Origin of the sequence: Mesorhizobium sp. B2-3-2, assembly GCF_006442295.1 — a bacterium.
Lineage (GTDB): Bacteria > Pseudomonadota > Alphaproteobacteria > Rhizobiales > Rhizobiaceae > Mesorhizobium.
This window is the reverse complement of sequence record NZ_VFWA01000014.1, coordinates 35,039-59,779: the sequence shown is the minus strand read 5'-3', so window position 1 is coordinate 59,779 and position 24,741 is coordinate 35,039. Positions and strand designations below refer to the sequence as shown.

The 24,741-nt window shown below is 59.8% G+C and carries 23 protein-coding genes; 14 read left to right on the top strand and 9 right to left on the bottom strand.

All coding sequences use genetic code 11. From position 1 onward, the window contains the following. Positions 1-69: 69 nt before the first annotated feature. Positions 70-1,470 (bottom strand): glucuronate isomerase, encoded by a 1,401-nt coding sequence (gene uxaC / locus FJ964_RS24635; protein WP_140552804.1) that lies wholly within the window; start codon positions 1,468-1,470, stop codon positions 70-72. A 228-nt stretch (positions 1,471-1,698) separates the two neighbouring features. Here uxaC and FJ964_RS24630 point away from each other — a divergent pair, with 228 nt between their 5' ends. From FJ964_RS24630 to FJ964_RS24595, 8 genes are all read left to right on the top strand, one after another. Beyond that, the gene (locus FJ964_RS24630; protein ID WP_140552869.1) at positions 1,699-2,373 is read left to right on the top strand and encodes a GntR family transcriptional regulator; all 675 of its coding nucleotides are present in this window, start codon (positions 1,699-1,701) and stop codon (positions 2,371-2,373) included. A 34-nt stretch (positions 2,374-2,407) separates the two neighbouring features. Beyond that, on the top strand, positions 2,408-3,592 hold the full coding sequence (gene uxuA, locus FJ964_RS24625) for a mannonate dehydratase (protein ID WP_140552803.1): 1,185 nt from the start codon (positions 2,408-2,410) through the stop codon (positions 3,590-3,592). 211 nt (positions 3,593-3,803) lie between these two features. Continuing rightward, positions 3,804-4,856, top strand: coding sequence for a LacI family DNA-binding transcriptional regulator (locus FJ964_RS24620; RefSeq protein WP_140552802.1), 1,053 nt, complete (start codon positions 3,804-3,806; stop codon positions 4,854-4,856). Positions 4,857-4,858: 2 nt separating this feature from the next. Continuing rightward, entirely contained in the window at positions 4,859-5,620 is a 762-nt protein-coding gene (locus FJ964_RS24615; protein WP_140552801.1) for a glucosamine-6-phosphate deaminase, read from the top strand. Positions 5,621-5,655: 35 nt separating this feature from the next. Next, the gene (locus tag FJ964_RS24610; protein ID WP_140552800.1) at positions 5,656-6,843 is read left to right on the top strand and encodes an extracellular solute-binding protein; all 1,188 of its coding nucleotides are present in this window, start codon (positions 5,656-5,658) and stop codon (positions 6,841-6,843) included. Between the two features lie 356 nt (positions 6,844-7,199). Continuing rightward, positions 7,200-8,381 (top strand): type III polyketide synthase, encoded by a 1,182-nt coding sequence (locus tag FJ964_RS24605; protein ID WP_318012748.1) that lies wholly within the window; start codon positions 7,200-7,202, stop codon positions 8,379-8,381. After that, the gene (locus FJ964_RS24600) at positions 8,381-9,103 is read left to right on the top strand and encodes a class I SAM-dependent methyltransferase (RefSeq protein WP_140552798.1); all 723 of its coding nucleotides are present in this window, start codon (positions 8,381-8,383) and stop codon (positions 9,101-9,103) included. The genes FJ964_RS24605 and FJ964_RS24600 overlap by 1 nt, the downstream gene beginning before the upstream one ends. Then, on the top strand, positions 9,100-10,284 hold the full coding sequence (locus FJ964_RS24595; protein ID WP_140552797.1) for an NAD(P)/FAD-dependent oxidoreductase: 1,185 nt from the start codon (positions 9,100-9,102) through the stop codon (positions 10,282-10,284). Before FJ964_RS24600 ends, FJ964_RS24595 begins: the two co-directional genes overlap by 4 nt. A gap of 134 nt (positions 10,285-10,418) precedes the next feature. On the opposite strand, the gene FJ964_RS24590 is transcribed toward FJ964_RS24595, so the two are convergent. From FJ964_RS24590 to FJ964_RS24575, 4 genes are all read right to left on the bottom strand, one after another. Beyond that, positions 10,419-10,724 carry a hypothetical protein gene (locus FJ964_RS24590; RefSeq protein ID WP_140552796.1) on the bottom strand — a complete coding sequence of 102 codons (306 nt, stop codon included), beginning with the start codon at positions 10,722-10,724 and terminating at the stop codon, positions 10,419-10,421. A gap of 177 nt (positions 10,725-10,901) precedes the next feature. Continuing rightward, positions 10,902-11,402, bottom strand: coding sequence for a metallophosphoesterase family protein (locus tag FJ964_RS24585; RefSeq protein WP_140552795.1), 501 nt, complete (start codon positions 11,400-11,402; stop codon positions 10,902-10,904). 78 nt (positions 11,403-11,480) lie between these two features. After that, the gene (locus FJ964_RS24580) at positions 11,481-11,810 is read right to left on the bottom strand and encodes a DUF768 domain-containing protein (RefSeq protein WP_140552794.1); all 330 of its coding nucleotides are present in this window, start codon (positions 11,808-11,810) and stop codon (positions 11,481-11,483) included. A gap of 765 nt (positions 11,811-12,575) precedes the next feature. Further along, on the bottom strand, positions 12,576-14,582 hold the full coding sequence (locus FJ964_RS24575) for a DUF4838 domain-containing protein (RefSeq protein ID WP_140552793.1): 2,007 nt from the start codon (positions 14,580-14,582) through the stop codon (positions 12,576-12,578). A gap of 547 nt (positions 14,583-15,129) precedes the next feature. On the opposite strand from FJ964_RS24575, the gene FJ964_RS24570 reads away from it, so the two are divergent. The 5 genes from FJ964_RS24570 (at position 15,130) to FJ964_RS24550 (ending at position 20,155) form a co-directional block, all read left to right on the top strand. Further along, the gene (locus FJ964_RS24570) at positions 15,130-15,324 is read left to right on the top strand and encodes a hypothetical protein (RefSeq protein WP_140552792.1); all 195 of its coding nucleotides are present in this window, start codon (positions 15,130-15,132) and stop codon (positions 15,322-15,324) included. A 503-nt stretch (positions 15,325-15,827) separates the two neighbouring features. Beyond that, complete coding sequence (locus FJ964_RS24565; protein WP_140552868.1) at positions 15,828-16,244, top strand: MucR family transcriptional regulator; 417 nt, start codon at positions 15,828-15,830, stop codon at positions 16,242-16,244. Positions 16,245-16,454: 210 nt separating this feature from the next. Next, positions 16,455-18,041, top strand: a complete 1,587-nt coding sequence (locus FJ964_RS24560; protein WP_140552791.1) for a GMC family oxidoreductase — start codon at positions 16,455-16,457, stop codon at positions 18,039-18,041. A gap of 439 nt (positions 18,042-18,480) precedes the next feature. Then, positions 18,481-19,260: a response regulator transcription factor gene (locus FJ964_RS24555; protein ID WP_140552790.1), complete on the top strand. Its 780-nt coding sequence runs from the start codon at positions 18,481-18,483 to the stop codon at positions 19,258-19,260. Positions 19,261-19,393: 133 nt separating this feature from the next. After that, positions 19,394-20,155 (top strand): Crp/Fnr family transcriptional regulator, encoded by a 762-nt coding sequence (locus FJ964_RS24550; RefSeq protein WP_140552789.1) that lies wholly within the window; start codon positions 19,394-19,396, stop codon positions 20,153-20,155. A gap of 160 nt (positions 20,156-20,315) precedes the next feature. Here the strand turns inward: FJ964_RS24550 and FJ964_RS24545 are convergent, their stop codons facing one another. The 3 genes from FJ964_RS24545 to FJ964_RS31510 all read right to left on the bottom strand — a co-directional run bounded on the left by FJ964_RS24545 (position 20,316) and on the right by FJ964_RS31510 (position 23,293). Next, entirely contained in the window at positions 20,316-21,047 is a 732-nt protein-coding gene (locus FJ964_RS24545) for a cysteine hydrolase (RefSeq protein WP_140552788.1), read from the bottom strand. Between the two features lie 176 nt (positions 21,048-21,223). Beyond that, on the bottom strand, positions 21,224-22,408 hold the full coding sequence (locus FJ964_RS24540) for an acyltransferase (protein ID WP_181172606.1): 1,185 nt from the start codon (positions 22,406-22,408) through the stop codon (positions 21,224-21,226). Between the two features lie 297 nt (positions 22,409-22,705). After that, positions 22,706-23,293 (bottom strand): DapH/DapD/GlmU-related protein, encoded by a 588-nt coding sequence (locus FJ964_RS31510; protein ID WP_246676221.1) that lies wholly within the window; start codon positions 23,291-23,293, stop codon positions 22,706-22,708. Here FJ964_RS31510 and FJ964_RS31505 point away from each other — a divergent pair. After that, positions 23,243-23,890 carry a hypothetical protein gene (locus tag FJ964_RS31505; protein WP_246676222.1) on the top strand — a complete coding sequence of 216 codons (648 nt, stop codon included), beginning with the start codon at positions 23,243-23,245 and terminating at the stop codon, positions 23,888-23,890. The genes FJ964_RS31510 and FJ964_RS31505 overlap by 51 nt on opposite strands. Here the strand turns inward: FJ964_RS31505 and FJ964_RS24530 are convergent. Beyond that, entirely contained in the window at positions 23,807-24,739 is a 933-nt protein-coding gene (locus FJ964_RS24530) for a transketolase C-terminal domain-containing protein (RefSeq protein ID WP_140552785.1), read from the bottom strand. The genes FJ964_RS31505 and FJ964_RS24530 overlap by 84 nt on opposite strands. Between the last annotated feature and the right edge of the window lie 2 nt (positions 24,740-24,741).

Genomic DNA, 24,741 nt, shown 5'->3' with positions numbered 1-24,741 from the left:
TGCGGTCCGTGCGCCCGATCCCGGCCGGCAAGTCACCCACGGTCCGATTGGAAAGCCGCTGCACCATGGTCAGAACCTATAGGCTTTCTTGGCCAGGCGGTAGGCGAGATCGTGCGCCACTTCCTGCGCCTCGTCCTCGTCGAGCCGGTGGTCAGCCACCAATTCCGCGAGAAAATTGCAGTCGACGCGACGAGCCATGTCGTGCCGCGCGGGGATCGAACAGAAGGCACGGGTGTCGTCGTTGAAGCCCACCGTGTTATAGAAGCCGGCTGTCTCCGTGGTAAGCTTGCGAAACCGGTACATGCCTTCGGGGCTGTCGAAAAACCACCAGGGGGGGCCGAGGCGCAGCGCCGGATAATGCCCGGCAAGCGGCGCGAGCTCGCGCCCGTAGGCCGTCTCGTCCAGTGTGAACATGATCAATGTCAGGCGCGTGTCGTTGCCGAACGCGTCGAGGAGCGGCTTGAGGTCGTGCACATAATCGGTGCTGGTGGGAATGTCCGCGCCCTTGTCGAAACCGAACTCGGTGAAAATCCGCGGGTTGTGGTTGCGGAAAGAGCCGGGATGGATTTGCATGACCAGGCCGTCCTCGACGCTCATGCGCGCCATTTCGGTCAGCATTTGCGCGCGGAACAGGTCGGCATCCTCGGGCGAGACATCGGCCTTCAGCACTCGGTCGAACAGGGCCGCCGCTTCCGCCTTAGACAGGTCGGCGGTGCGGGCATTCGGATGGCCGTGGTCGGTCGACGTCGCGCCGCGCTGCTTGAAATAGGCACGGCGGATTCGGTGCGCCTCAAGATAGCCGGGATAGCTGGCCGGCGTTCCGGCCAACGCCAGGAACCGCTCCACCTCGGCATGGAAACCCTTGCGCGAAGGGTCGACGACGGCGTCTGGCCGGTAGGCCGGCACAACCTGGCCGTCCCATCCGGAAGCCTTGATCGCATCATGCGCGGCAAGCGCATCGGTGGCGGCGTCCGTCGTTGAGATGGCTTCGATGTTGAAACGCTTGTAGAGCGCGCGCGGACGCATCTCCGGCCGCTCGAGCTGTTCGGCGATGCGATCATAAAGAAGGTCGGCATTCTTCGCGCCGAGCCGCTCTTCGATTCCGAAGACCGTTGCCAGCGAATGCTCGAACCACAGCCGCGTCGGCGTGCCGCGGAAAAGGGCGTAGTTCTCGGCGAAGCGGCGCCAGATCTTGCGGGGATCGGTTTCGATCGGGCCCCCATCCAGCCGCGGGACGCCGAAATCTTCCATGCGCATTCCCTGGGAATAGAACATGCGCAAAATATAGTGGTCGGGCTTGACGAACAGCGTGGCCGGATCCGGGAACGGCAGGTCGTACGCATACCAATCCGGCTCGGTATGGCCGTGCGGGGAGATGATCGGCAAGGCACGCACGCCTTCATAGAGGCGCCTGGCGATGGAGCGGACGGTAGGGTCAGGCGAAAAAAGCCTGTCGGGATGGAGCGGCATTGCAAAATCCTTGCGGTCGAGCCGCGAAGCGGCGTTCGGAAGGGAGGGACAATTGAATGCGCGCGATCATAATTTGGAATGAAGCGGCGTTCCGATATTGGCGAACAGTAAGGAATAATATATTAATATGTCAACTGATTGAAGATCGGGAATTGAGAAATGACATCAGCAAAGGCGCATGCGGGCCTTGCGGGCTCCGACCGCGACGCCGTCCCCGTTCGAACGAAGATGCGTCGGCCGGGCATCGTGCGTACGACCGCGGCGTCCGCAGTATACCGCGAACTGCACGAGGCGATCGTATCCATGCAGCTTAAGCCCGGCAACGCCTTGAATGAAAAGGTTCTGACCGAGCGTTTCGGTGTCAGCCGCACGCCGGTTCGCGAGGCGTTGATTCGCCTGGTCGAAGACGGGCTGGTCAATATCTATCCCCAGTCGGGAACCTTCGTCGCGCCGATACCGATCTCGCTCATTCCCGAAGCCGTCGTCATCCGTAAGGCGCTGGAAGGCGCGACGGTCGAAAGGGCCGCGCAATGCGCAAACGGCGACGATGTGGGAAAGCTCGACGACATATTGGCGCGGCAGCGGTTCCTTGCCGAACGACAGGACATGAACGGCTTTCACGAGGCCGACGAGGCCTTTCACGAGGCGATTGCCCGAATAGCCAACTATTCCGGCATCTGGAACTATCTGAAGCCGGTCAAGGTGCAGATCGACCGGGCGCGGCGCATGACGCTGCCCGCGCTCGGCCGCATGGACCATGTGATCGGCGAGCATGCGATCATCCGCAACGCCATAGCGGCGCATGACGTGAAGGCTGCCTGTAAGGCCATGCGAATCCATCTAGGCGCTGTCATTCCCGATGTCGAGCAACTGCGCGACGCCTACCCCGACTGGTTTATTTGAGCCGACCAGCCCTGAAATGTTGGAGAAATGACGAATGCGCGAGGCATGGAGATGGTTTGGGCCGGATGCGGGGGTTCCGCTCGATGCGGTGCGTCAGGCCGGCGCCACCGATATCGTATCGGCGTTGCACGAAGTCCCGATCGGGCGTGCCTGGACCAAGGCGGAAGTAGCGACACGCAAGGCGATGATCGAGGATACTCCGTCAAACCGCTCGCCGCTTATCTGGTCGGTCGTTGAAAGCATACCGGTCCCCGACGCTGTCAAGCGTCACGGCGGCGGCGCGAAAGCCGAGATCGAGGCCTGGATCGCCAGCATGGAAGCGGTTGCGGCCAACGGCATCCATATCATCTGTTTCAATTTCATGCCGCTGGTGGACTGGACCCGCACGGATCTCGACTACGAGCTGCCAAGCGGCGCGACCGCGATGCGTTTCGACCAGGACCGGTTCGCAGCTTTCGACCTGCACATCCTGCAGCGCAGGGGAGCCGAAGCCGATTATTCCAAGGAAGACCGCGAGCGGGCGAAAGCTGTCTTCGAGGCGATGAGCGAAGAGGAGGCCGCGACCCTCGTCGCCAACATCGCCAGTGCGCTGCCGGGCTCGACCACGGAGCCGTTGACGGTCCCGCAATTTCGCGACCGGCTGGAGCGTTATGCGGGCATCGATGCCGCCCGGCTGCGCCAGCATCTCACCGAATTCCTGGCGGCGATCGCGCCCGCTGCACAGAGCAGCGGCGTCCGGCTTGCGCTGCATCCGGACGATCCGCCCCGATCGCTCTTCGGTCTGCCGCGGGTGGCCTCGACCGCCGCCGACTACAACGCGCTCTTCGAGGCAGTTCCGTCGCCGGCCGTCGGCATGTGCTTTTGCACCGGAAGCCTTGGCGTGCGCGCCGACAACAATCTTCCGGCGATGGCGAAGCACTTCGCTCCGCGCATCCCCTTCGCGCATTTGCGGGCTACCAAGCGCGAAGGCGATGGCCGCACCTTCCATGAAGCGGCGCATCTGGACGGCGACGTGGACATGGTTGCGGTACTGCGCGAATTGTTGGCCGAAGACGGCAAACGGGAACCGCACGACACCATCGTCTTCCGCTCCGACCACGGCCACCGCATGCTGGACGATCTCACAAAGAAGGTGAACCCGGGTTATCCGGCGATAGGCCGCCTGCGCGGTTTGGCGGAACTGCGCGGCGTGATCCACGCGCTCCAGTCGAAGGGTTGACGGCGCGGCAATGCCTACAGTGATCGGCGCAGCCCTCGGTCCGCCTGCGCCGATCCTGCCCTATCCCTGACGTCGATGGCATTAGGTCGGTTTCCGCCTGTGGAGGACTGCCTCGGGAGACAGCCCGACTATCCGACCTGTTCGAGGCCAATCAATCCTTGACACGACTTCGTGCAAGCGCTTTCATGCAAGCGCTTGCACAGGGGCGCGCATGCCTGACCGAAGGCGGAACAATTCATCTTCAACACCGACGCTGAGCGAGGTGGCGGACGCCGCCAACGTCTCTTCGGCTACCGTTTCGCGTGCTTTCAGCCGGCCGGAGCTTCTCAATCGCGAGACAGTCGCGAGGGTTCACTCGGTCGCCGCGCGGCTCGGCTATGTCCCCAACCATGCCGCGCGCGCACTAAGCACCGGCCGGATAGGCAACATCGCGCTGATCGTGCCCGACATCACCAACCCGTTCTTCGCGGCGTTGATGCGTGGAGGGCAGGCGACGGCCCGCGAATGTGGCTATGCGACGTTTATCGGCGATTCCGACGAGACGCCGGAAGTGGAAGACATTCTCCTGACCAAGCTGTCGGCCCAGGTAGAAGGTTTCATCATCGCCTCTTCGCGCCTGCACACGAAACAGATCCTTGAACATGCGCGGAAGCGGCCTTGCGTCCTCGTCAACCGCGACATTCCCGGCACGGTACGGCTTCTGGTCGATAGCGGGCCAAGCTATGGGCAAGCGCTGGCGCATCTGGTTTCGTTGGGCCATAGATCGATCGCCTATGTTGCCGGGCCGGCATTCTCCTGGTCGAACAGCCAGCGCTACGGCACCGTGACCAGGAGGGCCGCCGAGCTTGGGGTCGAGATCGTACGGGTTCCGACCTCGCGGCCAAGCTTCGAGGCCGGCCAGGCCTGCGTCGATGAGCTCGTCCTGACGGGAGCGACCGCCGTACTCGCATTCGACGATGTCATGGCGCAAGGCATCATGGCCGGGCTTGCCGCGCGCGGCCTGTCGGTGCCGGGCGACTACAGCGTGATCGGCTGCGACGGCATACTGGCGCCGACCCTTTTCCCGCCCCTGACGTCCATCGCAACCCATTGCGCGGAGGCCGGCAGGCAGGCGGTCGAGCTTCTCGTCGCTATGCTGCAAGGCAAGCCGCTCGCTCACAAGCGCATCAATCTCGTCACCGAATTCGTCATCAGAGCGACAACCCAGGCCCCGCGCTCGCAGCGAGCCAAGACGGGGCTCCATCGACTTACAACCACGGAGTGATCATGCGAATTTACGTGAAACCGGACAAAGAGCTGCTGGGCGCCGCTGCCGCTGAACTGGGGGCGCAGTCGATCCGCGCCGCGATCGAGGCGCGCGGCACGGCCAATATCGTCGTCGCCACCGGCGCCAGCCAGTTCGAGGTACTTGCCGCGCTGGTGAAGCGGGATGACATCGACTGGTCGCGCGTCACCGGCTTTCACCTCGATGAATATGTCGCCATGCCGGATACGCATCCGGCCAGTTTTCGGCGCTATCTCAAGGAGCGCTTCACCGCGCTGCTGCCGTCGCTCGGAGCTTTTCATTTCATCGACGGGGACGTGCCGGATCCAGGTGCCGAGGTGGCGCGCATCAATGCGTTGATTGCCCGCCACCCCATCGATGTGACCTTCGCGGGCATCGGCGAGAACGGCCACCTCGCCTTCAACGATCCGCCCGCAGACTTCGAGACGACGGCGCCGTTCCACCTGGTAACGCTGGACGACCGCTGCCGCCGTCAGCAGTTCGGCGAAGGCTGGTTTCCGACGCTGGAAGACGTTCCGCACAGGGCGATCTCCATGACCGTCAACCAGATCATGAAAAGCGGTCTGATCGTGCTGGCGGTGCCGGACCGCCGCAAGGCCGAGGCGGTGCGCGATACGGTCGAAGCGCCGATCTCGCCGATGGTGCCGGCCGGTATCTTGCGCAGGCATGCCGACTGCCACCTGTTTCTCGATCCGCAATCGACTGCTTTGCTTCACGACGTGCCGGACACCGTGGGCGAATAACCGTCCACGCAACCTAGAAAAGGGAGGAGACACCAATGACAACCCGACGCAATGCCCTTCTAACGATCCTGGGTGCTGGCGTTGCCGCGACGGCAAGGCCTGTTTTCGCGCTTGCCAAGGAGTTCCCGAAGCCGAAGGAACCGCTGGTCATCAATGTAGTCGACGTTGCCGGCGACCTGCAGCTCAGCCAGCGGGCGCTTGAAAAGTTCGCCGAGATCCATCCAGAACTGATTTCGAAGTTCGTTTACACGCAGGCCCCGGCGCCCGAACTTGCCGCCAAGCTCAAGGCCCAGCAGGCGGCAGGCCGGTTGGACATCGATTTCGTGCTCACCGGTAACGATGCCCTTGCAGCGGGCATCGATCAGGGATTGTGGACCCAGATCCTGCCCGACTACGCCGATATGTTTCCCAAGCTCGACGAGCGCTACCTGCCGGGCGCCTATGCCATGCAGCAGATGGCGAAGGGCCAGGCCTTCGTCGATAGCTGGTATCCGTCAGGCCCGCTCCTGGAATATGCACCGGATCGGGTCAAGGACCTTCCTGGGACCGCTGAAGAGTTGCTTGCCTGGTGCAAGGCGCATCCGGGAAAGTTCATGTATGCGCGACCGGCGAATTCCGGCCCCGGCCGAACCTTCGTCATGGGCCTTCCCTACCTGCTCGGCGATAAGGATCCGCTGGATCCTATCGACGGCTGGGAGAAGACCTGGGCCTATCTCAAGGAGCTGAACGACTGCATCGACTATTATCCCTCCGGCACGACCGTCACCATGAAGGAACTGGGTGACGGCACGCGCGACATCATCGCCACGACCACCGGATGGGACATCAATCCGCGCTATCTCGGCATCGTTCCCGAAGATTACAAGATTGCGACCCTGAAAGGCTTCCACTGGGTCAGCGACGCCAACTATGTGGCTATCCCAAAGGGTGTTTCCGACGAAAAGCTCGGCGTTCTCCTGCAACTGATCGCCTTCATCCTGGAGCCCGAGCAGCAGGCATTCATGTACGATCACGGCTACATGTACCCCGGCCCATCGATCAGGGACGTGCCGATAGAGATGGCGCCGCAGGACAGCCAGGACACGATCAAGCGTTTCGGCCGGCCCGAATATGCCGCGATGATCGCCGACAACCCGATCGAACCGCCGCTCGACGCCAAACCGCTGGTTGCCATGTTCGAGAAGTGGGACAAGGAGATCGGCGGGGCCAAAAACGCCAAATAGGGTATCTCCGCGCACAGCCATTCGACCGCGGTTTGTCCCCGCTGCCTTGATAGCTAAGCCGCCTTGACAATACCCCTGGTGGTCCGGGGAAGCCGCCGGTCCAACCGAGATCGCGGTCGACTGGCCAAGGCCTTGGCCGGTCAAGGAATGGATGACTCGTCTGGCCACATGGCGGCCGCGATGCCATCCGTCCTGACGCGAATGCGGCAACCGTCGCGGTACGGTGCCGACGTTCGACGCTCGCCCGCCTGCGCAGCCGACAGCGAGGATGCCTCCAATTGCGCTTGGTGCCGCCATAGGCCGGCACCTTGGAAATCGTCGAGGACGAGGGAAGCTTTCATCCGTCCCAGACGTTTATGAAGTGTTTACCATTCCCAGGGGCTGGTCCCGACCCGGTCGGGTTCGTAGTCACGCCCGCGGTACACCAGCCTAAAGCTGTAGGCCGAGGAAAAATGCCCGCTCAAGCTTTCATCAATCGGATTGCGGCAGCCGTTCCGGAGAATGGCGTTCACCGGTTCTTTCTTCAATTTGCCGGCTCCCAACTGACTGCAGATCCCCGTCGCCGGGCGATCTTTGATCGCATGGCGGACAGATGCGGAATAGAGCATCGTTATTCGTGCTTTGCGCCCGCCGATGATCCTGAAGGCCCAAGTGTCGATTTGGAGGGTGTTTTCAAACGGGGCGCGTTTCCAGGCACGGCAAAGCGCATGGAGATGTTCGCGGCCACAGCGCCCGCTCTGGCTGAACAGGCCGTGGAGAAGCTCCTTCACGGTCAGGACAGGAGCCGTATCACGCATTTGATCGTCACCACCTGCACGGGGTTTTCCGCCCCCGGCCTGGATCTGGAAATAATTGCCCGGTGCAACCTGCCGACCTCCATCGAGCGCACAATCATCGGCTTCATGGGTTGCTATGCAGCGATCAACGCACTCAAGCAGGCACGACACATCATCCGGTCAGAACCCGAGGCCCGGGTTCTGGTGGTCAGCATCGAACTCTGTACGCTCCATCTCAAGGAGACCTCCGACCTCGAAAAACTGCTCTCGTTCTGCCTGTGGGGCGATGGCTGCTCGGCTGCGTCGGTAAGCGCCAGCCCTTTTGGCATAGGACTGGATAGTTTTCACGCGCTCGTTGATGCCGGCAGCCGCGACCTCATGAGCTGGAACATACATGACGACGGTTTCGACATGGTGTTGTCGGGAGAGGTTCCCGCTGCAATTCACCACGCACTCGGCACAGACATCGGCAGCATTCTGGGAAACAAGAGCGTTTCCGACGTCGATCTCTGGGCCGTCCACCCGGGCGGGCGCTCCGTTCTCGACGCAGTGGAGCGCGCGCTGAATCTCCGTGCCGATGCGTTATCGGCCTCCCGCGAGGTCCTTCGTGAAAACGGAAACATGTCCTCTGCTACCGTCATGTTCGTACTCGAGCGAATGCTGCGCGAGGCCACAAAGGAAGACCGTGTGGGTTGTGCCATGGCATTTGGGCCTGGCCTGACGACCGAGACGATGATGTTCCACACAGCCGGCGATACCTAATGGCCAATGATCTCGACCATCGTCGGATCGAGCGGGAACTGCTCGACAATTTGCCTCCCGACGATCCAAGGGCCGTCGGTTCGCGGCGTGACCTCGCTTGGATAAACGCACTGATGTTTCAGAGCGCGATCATGGCCAGCCTGTTGAAGGCAAACGTGCGCAAAAGCCCACCCAGATTTTTGGAAATCGGTTCCGGCGATGGAGCATTCATGCTTTCCGTCGCAAAGCGCCTCGCCCGGCGCTGGACAGATGTAGACCTGGTCTTGCTTGACCAGTTCAACCTCATTTCGGACAGGCGGTTCGCTGATTTCTCCGCACTTGGTTGGCGAATCGAAACCATCACCGATGATGTCTTCGAATGGGTCGAAAGGCCCCGCGCCGGCGCCTTCGATGTGGTAGTGGCCAACTTGTTTCTGCACCATTTTTCGGACGCAGCCCTGAAACGCCTGTTTTTGGCGCTTCGCACTCTGGCGCCAGTGTTTCTCGCCACCGAGCCGAGACGAAACGCCATTGCCTTAAGAGCCTGCTCGCTTCTGCATGTCATTGGCGCGAATGAGGTGACTTTGCACGATGCGGCGGCAAGCGTCCGCGCGGGGTTTGCGGGTCATGAGCTTTCCAGCCTATGGCCCTCGGAATTCAGGCACCAATGTGCAGAACGCAGAATTGGACCGTTTACCCACGCCTTCCTAGCCGTCGACCGCGCTTCGGAAGGTTTGCCATGATGTACGACGCCATCGTCATAGGCGCCGGGCCAAGTGGTTCTTCCGTGGCCTTGGCTTTGAGCGGCCAGGGGCGCGCCGTTGCCATCGTCGAACGAAGTGAATTCCCGCGCCGCAAAGTCTGCGGGGAGTTCATGTCCGCGGTCAATCTGGATCTGTTGGATAGATTGGGCGGAGGCACCGCGGTTCGCGCCAAAGCCGGTCCGGAGGTCAAGCGGGTTGCACTTTTTGCATCGGGTCCGGGCCCAGAGGCGGGCATGCCGCGAGCCGTGGGAGATGCGTTTGGGCGCGCGCTCGGGCGCGACGTTCTGGATGGCATACTTTTGGATGCGGCTCGGGATGCCGGAGCCGACGTGTTTCAGCCTTGGCGGGCGGCGGAGATCACCACCGATGGTGACAACGCTACGGTTCGGATCGAAAGCAAGCACGATCAGGGAGTTCTCGTCGCGCCGGTCGTGATCGCCGCGCATGGCTCCTGGGAGCAAGGAAGGCTTCCGACGAACCTGCCGAAAACCAACGCGCCGCACGATCTTTTCGGGTTCAAGGCTCATTTCACCGGCGCTGAGCTCGACCGCGACCTCATGCCCCTGTTGGCATTTCCGGGCGGCTATGGCGGCATGGTCTGGGCCGACCGGAACAGGATGTCGCTGTCGTGCTGCATACGCCGCGACGTCTTGATCAGGCTGCGCGAAAAAGGCAACGCCTCGTCGGCAGCCCAAGCTGTTCATGCGCATATCCTTGCTTCCTGTCCCCGTGTCGCCTCCACGATCGTGGATGCCACGCTCGATGGCGAATGGCTCGCGGCAGGTCCCATGCGGCCTGGCATACGCCCACGTTTTGCCGACGACATATTTCGGGTGGGCAACCTCGCCGGTGAGTCCCATCCCATCATCGCTGAAGGCATCTCGATGGGGTTGCAGTCAGGCTGGTTGTTGGCCAATGAACTGGCCAGGTTCGACCGTTGGGACCGGGCGGCGAGGATTGCTGTTGGACGCCGCTATTCGAAGGCCTGGAACCGGCAATTTGCAACCCGCATTCGCGTGGCTGCCTTGTTGGCACGTCTTGCCTCCCATCCGATGTCCGCTGCCGCGATGAACACGTTCGTGAGCGGGTTCCCGAATACCCTGACGCTGGGAGCCAGATTGACCGGTAAAACGAAACCGCTGCCGATCGCGTGCGACTGAGAGGCTCAAGGCTTGGTACTCCAAGACGCTGTAGCGGTCACGCACTCAGTCTTTCGATAGGCCCAGCCTTGCGATTCGAGGTGACGTCTCAGGCCCGGTCATCGCCGGGCCTGAGCTGAATTCTGCTGGCGGAACTACTTGTTGCAATTCTGGGACGGCGAGGTGGCAGTGCCGCTGGCGGTATTGGTGTCGACGTCATTGCCCGCAGTGTCCTTGCAACGGTCATTCATGCCGTTGGGCGTTGTCGTGGTCGAGTTCGTCGCATTCGGATCAGTTGTGACGGTACCCGTGGTGTTGCCGGAGCCGTTGACGCTCGTGCCGCTGTTGTTCATGCCGCCACCTGCGGTACCACCGGCATTGCCCGAGCCGCTCGTTTGGGCCAGAGCGGATGTGGCGAGCGCTAAGGACAGGGCGGATGCGACGAAGATCGTTTTCATCATAAGTGTCTCCATTGGTTAAATCGCTTGTTGCGATCACTTTCCCAACGGAGCGCCGTCCTTGTTGTTCCTGTAACGGAAAATCGTGATCGATCTTCATTCTTGTCCGGCTTTGATGCTGAGCGAAGCACATCCAGAACTGTATAAATGACGACTGCCGGTCCGTGGCGAGGGCCACGCTCAGCCTGATCGACGGTTATGCTTGCTGAGTAGCATCGGCAGGGAAACCGGCCGGAAATTCCACACGTCAACGCCGACATCACGCTGGCGAGTAACCGGCTTCAGCTTGCCATGCGAATGGCCGTGCAAATTTACCGATTGCTTGCCCATCTGATTCCAGGTCCGAAACGGATAATGGCACAGGATGAGGAGGGTGCCGTCCACCACCAGTTCCGCATAGTGCTGGATGCTGGCCCAGCCAGATGCGAGCGTTGCATCGCTTCCGTCATTATTGCCGATGATCAGGTGCTTGCGCCCGTTGAGCTGCGACAGGATGTTTTCGATGCCGGCCCTCGGGCGGGCAAAATCACCCAGATGCCAGATCTCGTCGTCCGAGCCGACGGTCTCGTTCCAGAGGCTCATCAGCGCCGCGTCATGCGTCGCCAGCGAGCTGAACGGCCGCCGGTCGATTCGCAGGATGCGTGGATCGTTGAAATGAGTGTCGCTCGTGAAGAAGATCATCCTGTGCGCGGCTTCCCTCGCTGATCAACCCAGCCCATACGCCGGACTAACGATCCGGTATTCGGCTGTAGGCGCTCGTCAGCTCTCTTCCTTACGGCCGTCACCGGCGGCAGACACTGAGTGTTCAGGCTCCGCAGCCTCAAGACCTTCGATGATCGGCGTGAGCGCGCCATCTTCTTCCGGAACTGGCTGCCGGCCGTTGGTTGCGTTCGCCTTGTCGAGGGCCTGCTGGATGGCGTCCTCTATGTTGCCGATATCTTCTTCGCGAACCTCGCGCCCATATCCTGCGGCGTCCGCATCCTGCTCGAATTGCTGGGCCAACACTGTAACGCTGACTTGCGTGTCGGCGGCCAGGTTTCCGACATTCTCCTGCAGCCAGGTTCGAAAGAACTCGATCGTCGCGCTCATATCGCCTCCTGAACCGGACAACTGCTGCTGAGAGCGGTTGTTCCATGTTCCTGGCCACGCTTGCGGACTCTTGTGACGTTGACCTTGGGTGCCAGGGATCTGATGAACTCGCTGGTTGAGCATGGCCATTGCCGCCACGGCCGCTGCCATCGGTCCCGCGGCCCTTGCCGTCGGCAACACACGGTATCCGAACGGAGTAGCCCCAAACTGTCAGCTTACAATTTGCAGTCATAGGTTACAGACTTCCCTTGTTCTATAAAGGGAGGTGGGAAGTACCTGGGCCTAACAATACTCTAGTGCGAGGTTGACGGTTCGCCTTCGAATCGCGAAATGCCCAGGTGGTTCACAACTCCCAAAACAACGGGAGGTGTCAGCCAAACAGGATGAAATTCGGGTTTCGGTCCCTAGTCCCCTCGGTCCGATTCACCGGTTCAAGGGCAACGTTAACACAGCTCAAAGCCGCACAGGAAAAATGCAGTCCGGCAAGTCTCGGCCTCACATCTGGAAACCAGAGCCAGGCACCGACTTCCGCGCAGCACGACGTGTCCTCTCCGGCGATTGAGGAAAAATTGCGAGGTGATTGTCGCGTCTGTCGCCTGTCTTGACGCAGTCCCCCCGTTCATGGACAGAAGCGCTCCCGCAACTGCACCGAGCACAGTCGGCAGTGCCTGGCACAACGCCGACCACCTCTCCCTAGCTGGCCAGGGCGCGATATCGTGCGGCTTGGCCAGCTAGCTTCCCGCAACGTCCTTCAAAATAGATGGATCATTCCGGATCAAGGTCCGGAGATTGAATCGCAAAGCCCGGCAGGATCCAACTCTGGCTCTCCACCCACGCGCAGTGGTTCATGTTGGATATCCAGATATGCTCATATGAGCGCCGAAACTGCAGCAACGCTTCCAGTTCCGGCTTCCCGCGCTCATAGGTGGATTGCGGATCGCCGAGCGTGAGCTTGCTGGCCGCTCGCGAGCACAGCTTCGCATGCTGCAATCCCAGCTCAAGGAACTTCACCCGCATTGAGGCTTCCGGATCTTGGATTGCGGAGGCGGCCGCCCTGTCAAGCAAGGCTTCCGCCGGCGCGAAACTCTCCTCTGGATAGACAGCGTGCGCCGCCTTTGCCCAGCTTCGCCAACGAGATGCTCCAAGAGCCTCGAACCCGTCCCGCAGCTGGGCGCGAGCGTTCGAAGTATACGCTTGCCAATAATCAAAATAGCTTTTGACGTCGTCGGCCGCAGGTCCGAAGGCTGAATAATATTCCGACAACAATGACTCCATGGCAGTCTCGGGATGTGTCTGCAGGCGCATCAACAAATAGAGATTTGGACCTTGCGTCGCCCAATGGCCTGTCAGCGAGTCAAAGTCGGTTCCGACCATCCCGTTTCGCGCCGCGTTCTGAAACTCGTCGGCGAACTGGCCGGCGAATATATGGGGCATGCAGTAGCCATCCAGGAAATAGTTGGTGCGCATGAACACCTGGGCAGTCGTTGCCGCCCATCCGCGCCACTGGTCTTTTATCCAGTCCTGCTCTTCGCCGTTGCGTGGATAGTACCACGCCGATGGGCAAAACCCGATCAGGATATTCGGGTTCAACTTGATTCCCGATGTCGGTGCCGCGAAGTAGTTCATATAGGCGTATCCCACCACGACCGCGTTAGGGTCGTCTTTGGCGGCTATCCGCTGAATGGCCTGCCATGAACGCGCATAGCGGTCCGATACGAAAGGCTTGCTGGCGATCTTCGACTTCGACGGAATGAACTTTCGATAGTCAGGCGGCTCTGGGCCATCCAGCGCCTTGCATACTTCGCACTCGCACTGCCCTGGAATATCGTTCTCGACCGCATTGACGAAAGTTGGTTGTCCCGCAGAGGCGCTCCGATGCTCACGCCATTGCGAAACGATCTCTTCTCGCAAGCCCGGATTGGAAATGCACATCGAGAAGCGAGCGCCCAGCCTCACCGGGCCCCGTTTGCCTCTGACCAATTGAAACCATTCGGGATGCTCGGTGCCATACCGCTGCCACCAGTCGACGAAAGCGTGACCGTAGTTCGTGGGTACTCTGCGGCCCATTCGGTGGCGACGCAGGAACGTGGCCTGTGCTTTCATGTATTCTTTCGCCGCTGCTGCGGTGAAACCCATTTCGGGATGTTCTTCGCTCGTGAAGCCAGCCCCAGGGCGCACGCGACGCTGCATGAACCGAGGCGTAACGACGTGATCAAGCGCAGGGATCACCAAGGACTGTGCCTTTGGGACAAACGTTCCCAGCTCACCTGGCCATAGCCATCGGACACCGAAATAGCGATCAAGGAGCTCGTACACGCCGAAGAGGGTGCCCGCGGACGTGTTTTGGTCGAGTGCACTGCCGGGATGATCGAGGCCGGCGATGCACAGATGGTTGCCGACGGTTCGGATGATACAGGTTTCACGCGGCAATGCGCCGAAGGTGATTCCGGCCTCCCGGGCGAACCGGGTGTCGCCCAGAAAGATATGGGCGGCGTTACGCAGGCCAGCCGGCGAGACATGGCTTTCAGTTGTGATGGCAGGTTGGATGCCGGTCGCTTTTCCTATGTGCCAGCCGAGTTCCGTGGCGGCGTAGTGGACAGAGCCACTCGGTTGGTCCGAAGTAACGAGCGTTACCGCAGGTCTGCCCCCGGCGATAACCGTTACGCCAGTTGAAGATTGAGCGGCCGCTTTGCCAGGGCTGGTAAAGCCAAGCCAGTGTAACAGGCCCAGAACTGTTCCCTGTGCAAACGTCCTTCGCGATAACGGCCCCATGCCAAAGACCTCACTTAGCGCGCCCTACAAGAATGTAGACCCTTTTTGAGAAGAAGGGGGTTCACAACAATTTGTATCAAGTAAGCTTTGCATGCTTCCGCCGTTACGTTTCCCCTTACCCGCATGCCGTCTATGGATCGCCATTCGGCAGTTCGGGGCCAAGACGAAGATCAGTGTGTAAGGGCTCTCTTTGTACAATATGTACATACATACAGAGGTCCCATCTGATTTAACGGATGCAGAGAATTAATCGATATATCCGCGATTTTCCTCGAAAAAAACTATTCATATCCGCGGGATAAGCAATGCCCTCTTTTGGAGGCTTATCATGATCAAACACATTCTTTTGACAGGCTCACTGACCGCTTCAGTGCTTCTTTCATCTGATCGTTTTGCCGATTCCGGGACAAAGGTCGGGTCGGCGGATGCCGGTCGGTCCGGCGCTGTGCGACCGGTTTGCGCGACCCACTGGTGAAGTCCCCACCATCCGGGAACTCTCATGCGCCATGTTCGTTACTGCTCCACATTATGGAGAGACGGGGGTCGGATGGATTTTTCGAAACGTACGGACTGGGAGGCTCTAGCCAGCGCCCTCGACGTCAACATCTATCAGCGTTCGAAGACAGTGTGGATTGCGGCTGGAAAGTACCGCGGCAAAGACATTGAAGTGAAAGGCCGCTCGCCAAGCATCGCACTCGCATTGTGGAAGGAAGCTGCGGGTTATACCGGCTCGGAGTGGTAGAAAGAGTTGCTCCTCAAGCCGCGCCGCTCAGGTCCGAGCGCGCTCGCGCAGCGCAAGGCGCAAGCATCATTCAAGGGGCGACGCGTGGATAATCGTGACTTCGCGCGCGCCATGAAGCTCCTGACACGACAGCCTTAACAAGTCGAGCCGCCGCAGAGAGGCGGCGCTGGATATCGATTTAACAGTCGATGCCGGTACGCGATGTGTGCGCACCGGCATCGGATCACTCAGGTCCTGCCGGCTTGGCTGTGCCGCCTTTGTTGTCGGTTTCGCCGCTGCCATCACGGGATCGGCACGGCCAGGCGGTACCACTTTTGGATGGATCGGCTGCCGCCAAGGGACAATTGACACAAACGGCACCTGGGGATGGCATTGGGCTATGCAAGGAGCGGGGCATCAGGAGCATTCTCCTGTGACGGTGGGCAGTCCTTCAATGAGCGATGCAGAACGTGCTCCGCGCCTCGGCCACGGAAGGTAATCTTCTTCAGGCAATGAGCGGACTCATGGACTCTGACCCCGCCGACCACATTGAGCTAACCGCTGATATTGTTTCGGCCTATGTCAGGAAGAACCGGACGTCGCCTTCCGACCTGATTGACCTGATCCAGAATGTCGGCCGTGCTTTGCAAAAGCTTGCCGTGGGCGATCACCAGCCTGAACCAAAACCTGTTCCGGCCGTGCCGATCCGCAAGTCGGTGACCCCTGACTTCATCATCAATCTGGAGGACGGACGCCGGATGAAATCGTTGAAGCGGTATCTTACGTCCATCGGCATGACGCCAGCGCAATATCGGCAGAAATGGGGTTTGCCGCCGGATTATCCGATTGTGGCGCCGAATTTAACTGCGTTGCGTTCGGAGGCAGCCAAGAGGATCAGGCTTGGACAACGGAATGCCAGTGGCCGAACTTCCAGAGGTTAACCGAATGGAGCACAGGGCGAGGCTCCGGCAGTCCTCGCGCCGTTGCTCGTATCGTCGCATTTGTTTTCTTCGGACGACAGATTTAACGTGCCTGCCCGATGCCAGCGGGACCAGCAGTCAGATAGGGCTGGGGGCAGGGCGCAAACGGCCACGCTGTTCTCACAAGCGTGCAATTTCTGGTCCCGATCGACGCCATGCCCGATCGACGCCATGATTGAAGATTGCAACGCCTTTCCGCAGGGGATGCGCCTGGAGGCGGACGTGTGCATCGTGGGAGCGGGTGCCGCCGGCCTGGCGATAGCATCACAACTCGAAGGCATGCGGCATCGCATATGCGTCATCGAAAGCGGCGGCATGACGTACGAGCACTGGCGCCAACGGCTGTCGCGCGGGCTGTCCGTGGGTCAACCCTACGAAGCTCTTGACCTTTGCCGCCTTCGTCAGTTCGGCGGAAGCACAGGCAAGGCTGGTTGGGGCGGATGGTGCAAGATGTTGGATCATGGCGATTTCGAGCATCGCCCCTGGATACCCCTGAGTGGGTGGCCCGTCGCCCATAAATCGTTACTACCCCATTATGAGACCGCAGCCCGGCTGCTCGGAATCGACGACCTGCTGACCGATTGGCCGACTTCCGCGGTCCTGCCCGAAAACGGGCCGCTCTTTTCGGAACGCTGCTTTCTTAGTCCCACTCCGGATATCGGAGCAACGCTTCGCAAGAAGCTTCAGGACGCAAAAAACGTTCAGGTCGTGCTGCATGCCACGGCGCTGCGGCTCGACACCGACGACTGCGGAAGGCGGGTTCGCTCCATCGAGGTAGCGAGCACGCCGAACAAACGATTCCAGATTGACGCGCGATTTTTCGTGCTGGCCTGTGGCGGTATCGAAAACGCGCGCCTGCTCCTTGTTTCAAACCGACAGGCGCCGAATGGCATAGGAAACCAGTATGACCTGGTTGGCCGCTATTTCATGGAGCATCCCCGGGTAAAATGGGGAAGCCTGCAAGTCAGCCAACCCGACAAAATGATAGACCTCCACGTGCCCTGGACCCGCAGGACCGGATTGTCGCCTGAAAACCGCGGCACCAATGATGCGTTCGGACTGGCGCTGCGGCCCGAGATACGCGCAAACGAGCGCCTCCTTGATTCCCGCACATGGATCAAGCCTGGACCTTGCGTCAATCACATGGATGGTTCCGAAGCCTTGCAGTATCTTGCCTTCTGGCTGCGGAGAGGCCGCCTGCATCGCGATCTTATCAAATGCGGCCGAACTATCCTGATGCATCCTGCGGGAGCAGTGTCGGCAGGTTTCGAACGGGCATGGCACTCACGTCGGCGTGCAAGGCATTTTCATTTTGATACGATACTCGAACAAGAACCGGATCCGGCAAGCCGCGTCACGCTCGATACAAGGCTCGACGAGTTCAGTCTGCCCCGTGTGAAGCTGCAATGGAATGTGGGGCCTCTCGTCCGACGGACGCTTGAGCGTGTCCAGACAATCATCACTGAAGAGATGAAGCGGCTGGGGCACAGAAGCGCCATTCATACAGGCCAGGACGAAAAGGCGGCGGGAGAGCGAGACATCCCTTATCACTGGGTTCGACACCACATGGGCACGACGAGGATGAGCGATGACCCGCGAACCGGCGTGGTCGATAGTTCGTGCCAGGTGCACGGCCTCGCAAATCTGTTCGTCGCCGGCAGCTCCGTCTTCCCGACCGGAGGCAACGACATGCCCACGCTCACCATCGTCGCGCTCGCTATCAGGCTGGGCCAGCACTTGCGGCAAAGCCTCGAATAAGGCTCACCTCCATCTTCGCTAAGGCGGCCAATCGACGGGAAAGGGCGCTGGCTGCGACGTCTCATGCCGCAGGGTCCGCATATGGAATGTGCCGGCTCCTGAATACAATTTTATGTTTTGCCGAGAAAGTATGCGCGTTCTGAGCGAAGGTCTGACCAACGGCTCACATAGCCACCCTGTTTAGCTCTTTGTCGTAACGATTCTGGGTGACCGCTACTTCCGTAGCTACCCCCTATTGGTAAGCGCATGGACTGCGAAGCCAACTATAATACTGCAACCAGGACTTTTTCACTTTGATTGCTTGGGGAAACCGAAATTTTGGCCGCGCTGTGCGTTTTGTCACACCACCACCTCCGGTCCACAAGCTATTACTAAAGTGTTAAGGTATGGGTTTAAAAGCGAAATCTCCGTTGGGGCGAGATTTGCGCGGGGGTGAGTCATGACAAGTTTTTTGCCTGCGAATGATCGGACGGACAAAACTGATCTTGATCAATATCCATCTATTCTCGACGTCAATCGTCTCTCACCGTCCTCGGGAGAGGGAATCGAGATTGCAATCATCGATGGCCGGCCTTTGATGTGTGACTGCTTCAGCAGAAGCCTCGAAATCATCGAGCCATCATTTCATATTCAGCATTACGCGTCGGTCGAAGCGTTCGACATGGCGGATCCCGAAGAAACGCAGAGAGTTTCGACGGTCCTGATGTGTGTGATGTGGTCGAACTCCCAGGCGGACTACCATCTTTCCCAGATAGGCCATCTGAAGGCGACCAGGCCCGAGGTAGGGGTGGTCATCCTATCGGATATCGAGAACTTTGAGGACATTCTCAAAGTGGTCGAAAACGGCGCGCGTGGCTATATTCCTACCAGCGTCAGGTTGCAGGTGGCCGCCAAGGCGATCCAGCTTGTCGCGGCGGGCGGAACCTTCGTCCCGCCCAGTGTTCTCTTTCATTCAGGGCGCGCTGTCACCGACGGCCAGCCCGCGACCAAGCAGCAGCCGCACGGAGACAACACTTTTACTTCGCGTCAGATGTCTGTCATCGAGGCATTGCGTCGAGGAAAGGCGAACAAGGTCATCGCGTACGAGCTCAACATGTGTGAAAGCACGGTCAAGGTACACATCCGGAATGTGATGAAAAAACTTCGTGCCAGAAACCGTACGGAAGTTGCCTACATACTCAACACAACGCCGTATGAAGGGATTGCCATACGGAATTGAAATATATGGGTGCCGCCTCACTCAACGAATAATGGTTCTTGACGGACCGTTTTAGTAGATGTGATTTGCTTGAGCTTGGGGAGCAGCCGCAACGGAAGCGGCTGCGAACCTTTGCAAGGGGGGCGCGACCAGAATGAAACAACCGCCCGTTCGATATCCAGGCCCGCAGACTGACGGGGAGATCACCTCCGTAGCTGATGCCAACCATATGCACGGGCCGGATTTGAAAAATATCGAGCATTTCAGCAATGTTAAGTCGTCCACCCTGATCGAGATAGACCGTCGCTGTCGTTGGTTGCATCTCAATGAAGGGGATGTACTGGTCCCGGCCGGCGAAAGTGTCGACCGGCTTTTTTTTCTGCTCGAGGGTGAGCTTCGGGCGCTTGTTTATACCCGCAACGGCAAGATCGTTTCGCTCCCCCCCGCGCATCGTGGCTCGCTTGTTAACGGAATTGCCTTGAGCGGCGACATCCAGATGCCATATTCGGTCGAAGCGGCGGGACCATGTACTGTCGCTTCGATCGGCAGTCGTGCCTTTCTGGACATAGTCAAGCAGGATCCTGAAGCCCTGCATGCCGTTGTGCAATTGTTGGTGGAACGTCAGCAAGTGCTTGTCGAGCACATCGTTGAGCTTTCGACGCTCAACGTTCGGTCCCGGGTGCATAAGGAACTCCTGCGCTTATGCGCCGAAGACATCGGAGCCGACGGTTCAGCGAGGATTTCTCCTATCCCGACCCATACGGATCTGGCCCACCGCATTGGCACCCACCGCGAGGCGGTGGCACGCGAACTGAGCTACCTGCAAAACATCGGATTGGTGCTACGCCATGCGAAAGAGCTTTACGTGCCGGATGTGTCCCGCATCGCCGATCTTGTGGCAAAGTCGGACGACTAATCGTAAGCGATGCGTCGGGGCACCTTTCGAGAATGGTCGCGATCTCTGAGATTGCCGGTTTGCATTGGGACCAGACATCGGTTGTGTTTGGGCTTGATCTACGCTGGCCCTGAGCGGCAGCCGCGGTGCTCCGAGGTGAACGATAGGCAGCTTCGCCTGCTCATTCGGCTGGTTCAAGACGCCCGTGAACTCGCTCCGCGACCGACTTCAGGAATTGATCGGATGTCGATGTCCATCCAAAGAGTATCTGAACGAGTGTGATCGAGGCATCATGATTGCTCCTTGGGGCGTCCCAGGCGATGGGCTCGCTGGTGCAATCCGTCAGCAGTATGCAGCGATAGTCCCTGAAGAAGGCATCCCGAATTGTCGATTCCACACACACGCTGGTCGTGCATCCTGTCACGATGAGGTGTTTGACGCCTGCGGTTTTCAGAACAGAATCGAGTTCTGTTTCGTAGAAACCGCTGAATCGCGTTTTATAGAGGACGATATCCCCTGCCTGTGGCTTGAGGTCGTTGACGACATCTGTTCCCCAGGTGTCGCGGATCAGAATCCGGCTCTCGCTGCCATCCGGGGCTGCCATGTTCGCGCCGACCCCGAAGATCTGGAGATGTCGAATACGGTTGGGGGCGTCCGATGTTCCAAGGTCCGAGAGGTCGCGATGATATCCCATCTTCAGGTAGACGATGGGCATGCTCAGTTCGCGAGCGGCAGCTATTACGCTGGCAGTAGGGCCGACAGCCCGTTGAATCCCGGAGATATCGATTCCGGCTCTGTCGAACATTCCACCGCTGGAGCCGAAGTCATTCTGCATGTCCACGACGAGGACGGCAGCGTCAGCGGGATCGATTGAAATAGGTTGAGGCTTGGCGTCGATGACAAGTGGATCCATTTCGTCCTCCCACCAGCATGAGGTGTCGCTGTTGCGCCCTTGGTCATCACGATCCCGCGCCTACATCGCGTCACACAAATGCGAGCTACATCCCTGCTTGCGGCCTAAGAACAGTGTTACGACCAGTCTGCTATCTATCCGCCTCAAAAACCGCAGGTCGCCGCGCAACGGCGGTCCTACCCCCGCAGCCATGCCGCACGTTTGGCATTTGACGCCAGCCAAAGCCGCATTGCGCTTGGCTGCGAGTTCGAGCGATAGATCTTCTGATGATAGACAAATTCGTAAGGCCACAGCTCGAGCGTTCTGTTCGCGAAATGCGTGAGCACCCAGGTGATCGCCGCCGCCACCAAAATGAAGGCACCCATTGATACGGCAACATTGTCCGAAAAGAGATGGGCGCGGGAAAACAGCGAGCGCGTCAGAAAATACGTGTAGGGATGCACCAGATACAGACTGTAGCTCACCGTTCCGAAGTATCGAAGCAGCCGATTGCCAAGGAGTAGTGCCGTTAAGCTGTTCCGCGACACTGCAAGGAAGAAATAAAGCCCCGTCGCGACCATAAGCAAGGGAAGCTCGGCATTTTGGAAATCGGACCAGTGATAGTCGTAATGGCCGCGGCTGGCGAGAAAGACGCAGGCTGCCAACGCCCCACTCTCGGCAAGCCGATGGCGGCCCAGGCTTACCCATTCATATCGGTCATAGGCAAGGCGAATCAGCCCGCCGGCAAGAAAGTACAATGCGATCGGATAACGGGCGACAAAGAGCGCCGCGAGAAGGCCGAGCGCAATTGTGCCGAGCCTGGTCGGGCGACGAACCGTCAGGAAAACGAATGCTGCGGTAAACACATAGAACCAGACCTCGAAGGTCAGGCTCCATGCGTTCGGCGTCAATTGCTCGGTATGGGTTGCAAGGTTCAGGAATGTCAGTCCTGCCAGAACCGCTGTGAGATTGTTGGTTTCGGGATAAAAGTTGGTGGTTGCGTTCAGCACGATGAAAAGCAGGCTTAGTGCGAAAAACAGAGGGTAGAGGCGCAGGAACCGTCGGGCAGCAAACTGAGCGGGACTGTAGCGTATCGCACTGGGCAGGATGACGAAGCCACTGATGACGAAGAAAAGGCAGACTCCGAAGGTGCCGAAATTCCAGAAGGGCGTAATGCGGTCGACATAGGCCGAATTGGAGGCGTAGACGTGCTCCGCCGTGCCGCCCAGGAGGTGAGCGAAGAAGACCATAAGAGAAGCAATGCCGCGCAACCCATGCGCGGCTACATTGAACGAATTGTCGCCAGCCCGCTTCGCTGACGCTTCGACGGGAAAATGCTGCGGACCCGATGGGTTCTGAGGATGGAGATGTGCAACGGTCATCTGAGCCTCCAAATTGGATCCCGCAGACCATTTCACCGTACACCATCCCAGGTCTCGCAATGCTCGGGAATTCGAAGGACACCCCCGCCCAAAAGTAGTGGGCTGCCGCAGAAAACTCCACCGGATGACTAACAGCTGCATTGCGGGACTGATTTAACGGCGACCGCTGGATCGCAACCGAAGTACGGCTTGGCTGACACCGATCGGAATTGGCGGGCCTTCGGCCGAGAGCCGCCACGTCGAACCGCCCCGCCATGTCGCTTTCCCAAGCCGGAGATCGCCTTTGGGCGACATGCATTAGCGGAGATGGCGGCGGCCCTGCGCGTCGACGATGGTGTTGTCTGCGACATTGGCGCTGATGTGCGCGCCGTTGTGGATCAGGCAGTCGGCGCCGATCTGGACGCCCAGGAGCACCGTTGCGCCCATTCCCACGACGGTCATGGCTCCGATGCCCACTCCGCCGGCTAGGATGGCGCCTGGTGTCAGGTGCGCATTGTCCTGAACGAGGCTGTCGTGGCAGACAATAGTCCCTTGATTGACGATGACGTTGTTACCGATCGTACAGCGCGGACCGATGCTCGCGCCGGCCAAAATATGGCAGCCATGTCCAATCCTGGTCGCCTTGGAGACGATCGCGGAAGGATGGATCACAGGCGGCAGAACGAAGCCCATTGCGGTGGCGCGTTCATACATTGCCCGCCTCACCTGGCTTGACTGGGCGCCTCCGATGCCGATGAAGGCATAGCGCGTGCCCTCGGCAAGCAAGCGCTCCAGGCAGTCTTCCGTGCCGATTACCGAAATACCGCCGCAGACGTGATGGCCGGCGGGCAACGCTTGATCGGTGCAGCCCACGATATCGTATCCGGCACCATCGAGAGCATCGATCAGACAGGCAGCGTGGCCGCCGCCGCCGATGATGACGGCCCGCCTGGAGAAAGCGACAGAACTGGGCTCGCCCGGTTCGGCTCTCTTGGCGCCGGATCGGCGACCGGCAGCAGCGCGCACTTCGGCTTCGCCAATGCGGCCATTGGACGGAATGACGTCCGCAAGGTCGACCCCGAGCTCGGATGCGGCCTTGCGGGCTTTAGCCGTTATCGCGACCTCGCTTGCCCCGACATCGGCCGAGCTGGTTTCCCCGACAACGGCATTCAAATTTTCGTCGCTGATTTTGCAAAGCGTTGCGCCGACAGGAACGAAGTCACCGACCTTGATGTCCAGCAGGCCGACAGTTCCTGCCTCCGGAGCATCAACTTCGACTGCGGCCTTGGTGGTCTCAAGCACGAAAAGAATGGTGCCTTGTTCGACCCTTTCACCTTGTGCGACCCGAATCTCGATGAGCTGGAGATTGTCCTCGTTGGCGTTAACCCGCGGGGCTTCGACAAGCACGGTCATGTACGCTTAGCCTTTCTGGAACAGGTCGATGCAGGCCGCCTGGATGGCGTTCACACCCGGCAGCAGATCGTCCTCCCAGTCGCGGCTTGAGGGAATGGGGTGATCGGGTCCGGTCAATGCGCTGAAGTGCTTGACCCGACCGATCAGCGCGCGCGCACACTCCGACGCGAAGCCCCAGCCGGGAGAGCCTTCCTCCACCGCGACCACACGCGTGCAGTTGCCGACCTGGCTTCGGACATCCTCGCCAGGGAAGGGCGACAGCTGTTCGACGGCCACCACGCTGGTCGCGATTTCCTCCTCTTGCGCGAGTTTCTTTGCGGCCGCGACAGCGTGCTCGACGCAACCCCCATATGTCAGGATCACGACATCTGCATCCGCCGGATGTGGAAGCGCGTCGGGTCCGAGCACGGGCCTGGAATACATCACCTTGTTTTCGATGATCAGGTGAGGGGATCGCGACGCGAAGGCCCGATGCAGAAGCGTACCAGGATCGGCATACTCGTGAGTGGCAAGCACCGTCAGCCCGGGCACGCCGCAAAAATGCTTTTCCAGGCTTTGCGAGTGCGTCGGCCCATAGCCGCGCCGTCCGCCCATGGGAGCGCGGATGATGACGGGGACCTCAACCTGGTCGTTGTACATCCAGCGGAACTTGGCGACGTGGTTGATGATCTGGTCGGCAGCAAGCGCTATGAAGTCTCCGAACATGAGTTCGACGATCACAGGCCGGCCTTTGATGGCCATGCCTGCCGCCATGCCAACAATGCCGCCTTCGCTGATCGGCGTGGTCCAGACACGGTCCTTGTAGGCTGACGAAAGACCCTTGGTGACCTTGAAGGCGCCACCGTAGGGGTCAAGAACATCCTCACCCAAAATCACCAGACGGAGATCGGCTCCCATGAGATCGTGTAGAGCGCGATTGATCGATTCGACGACACGCATGG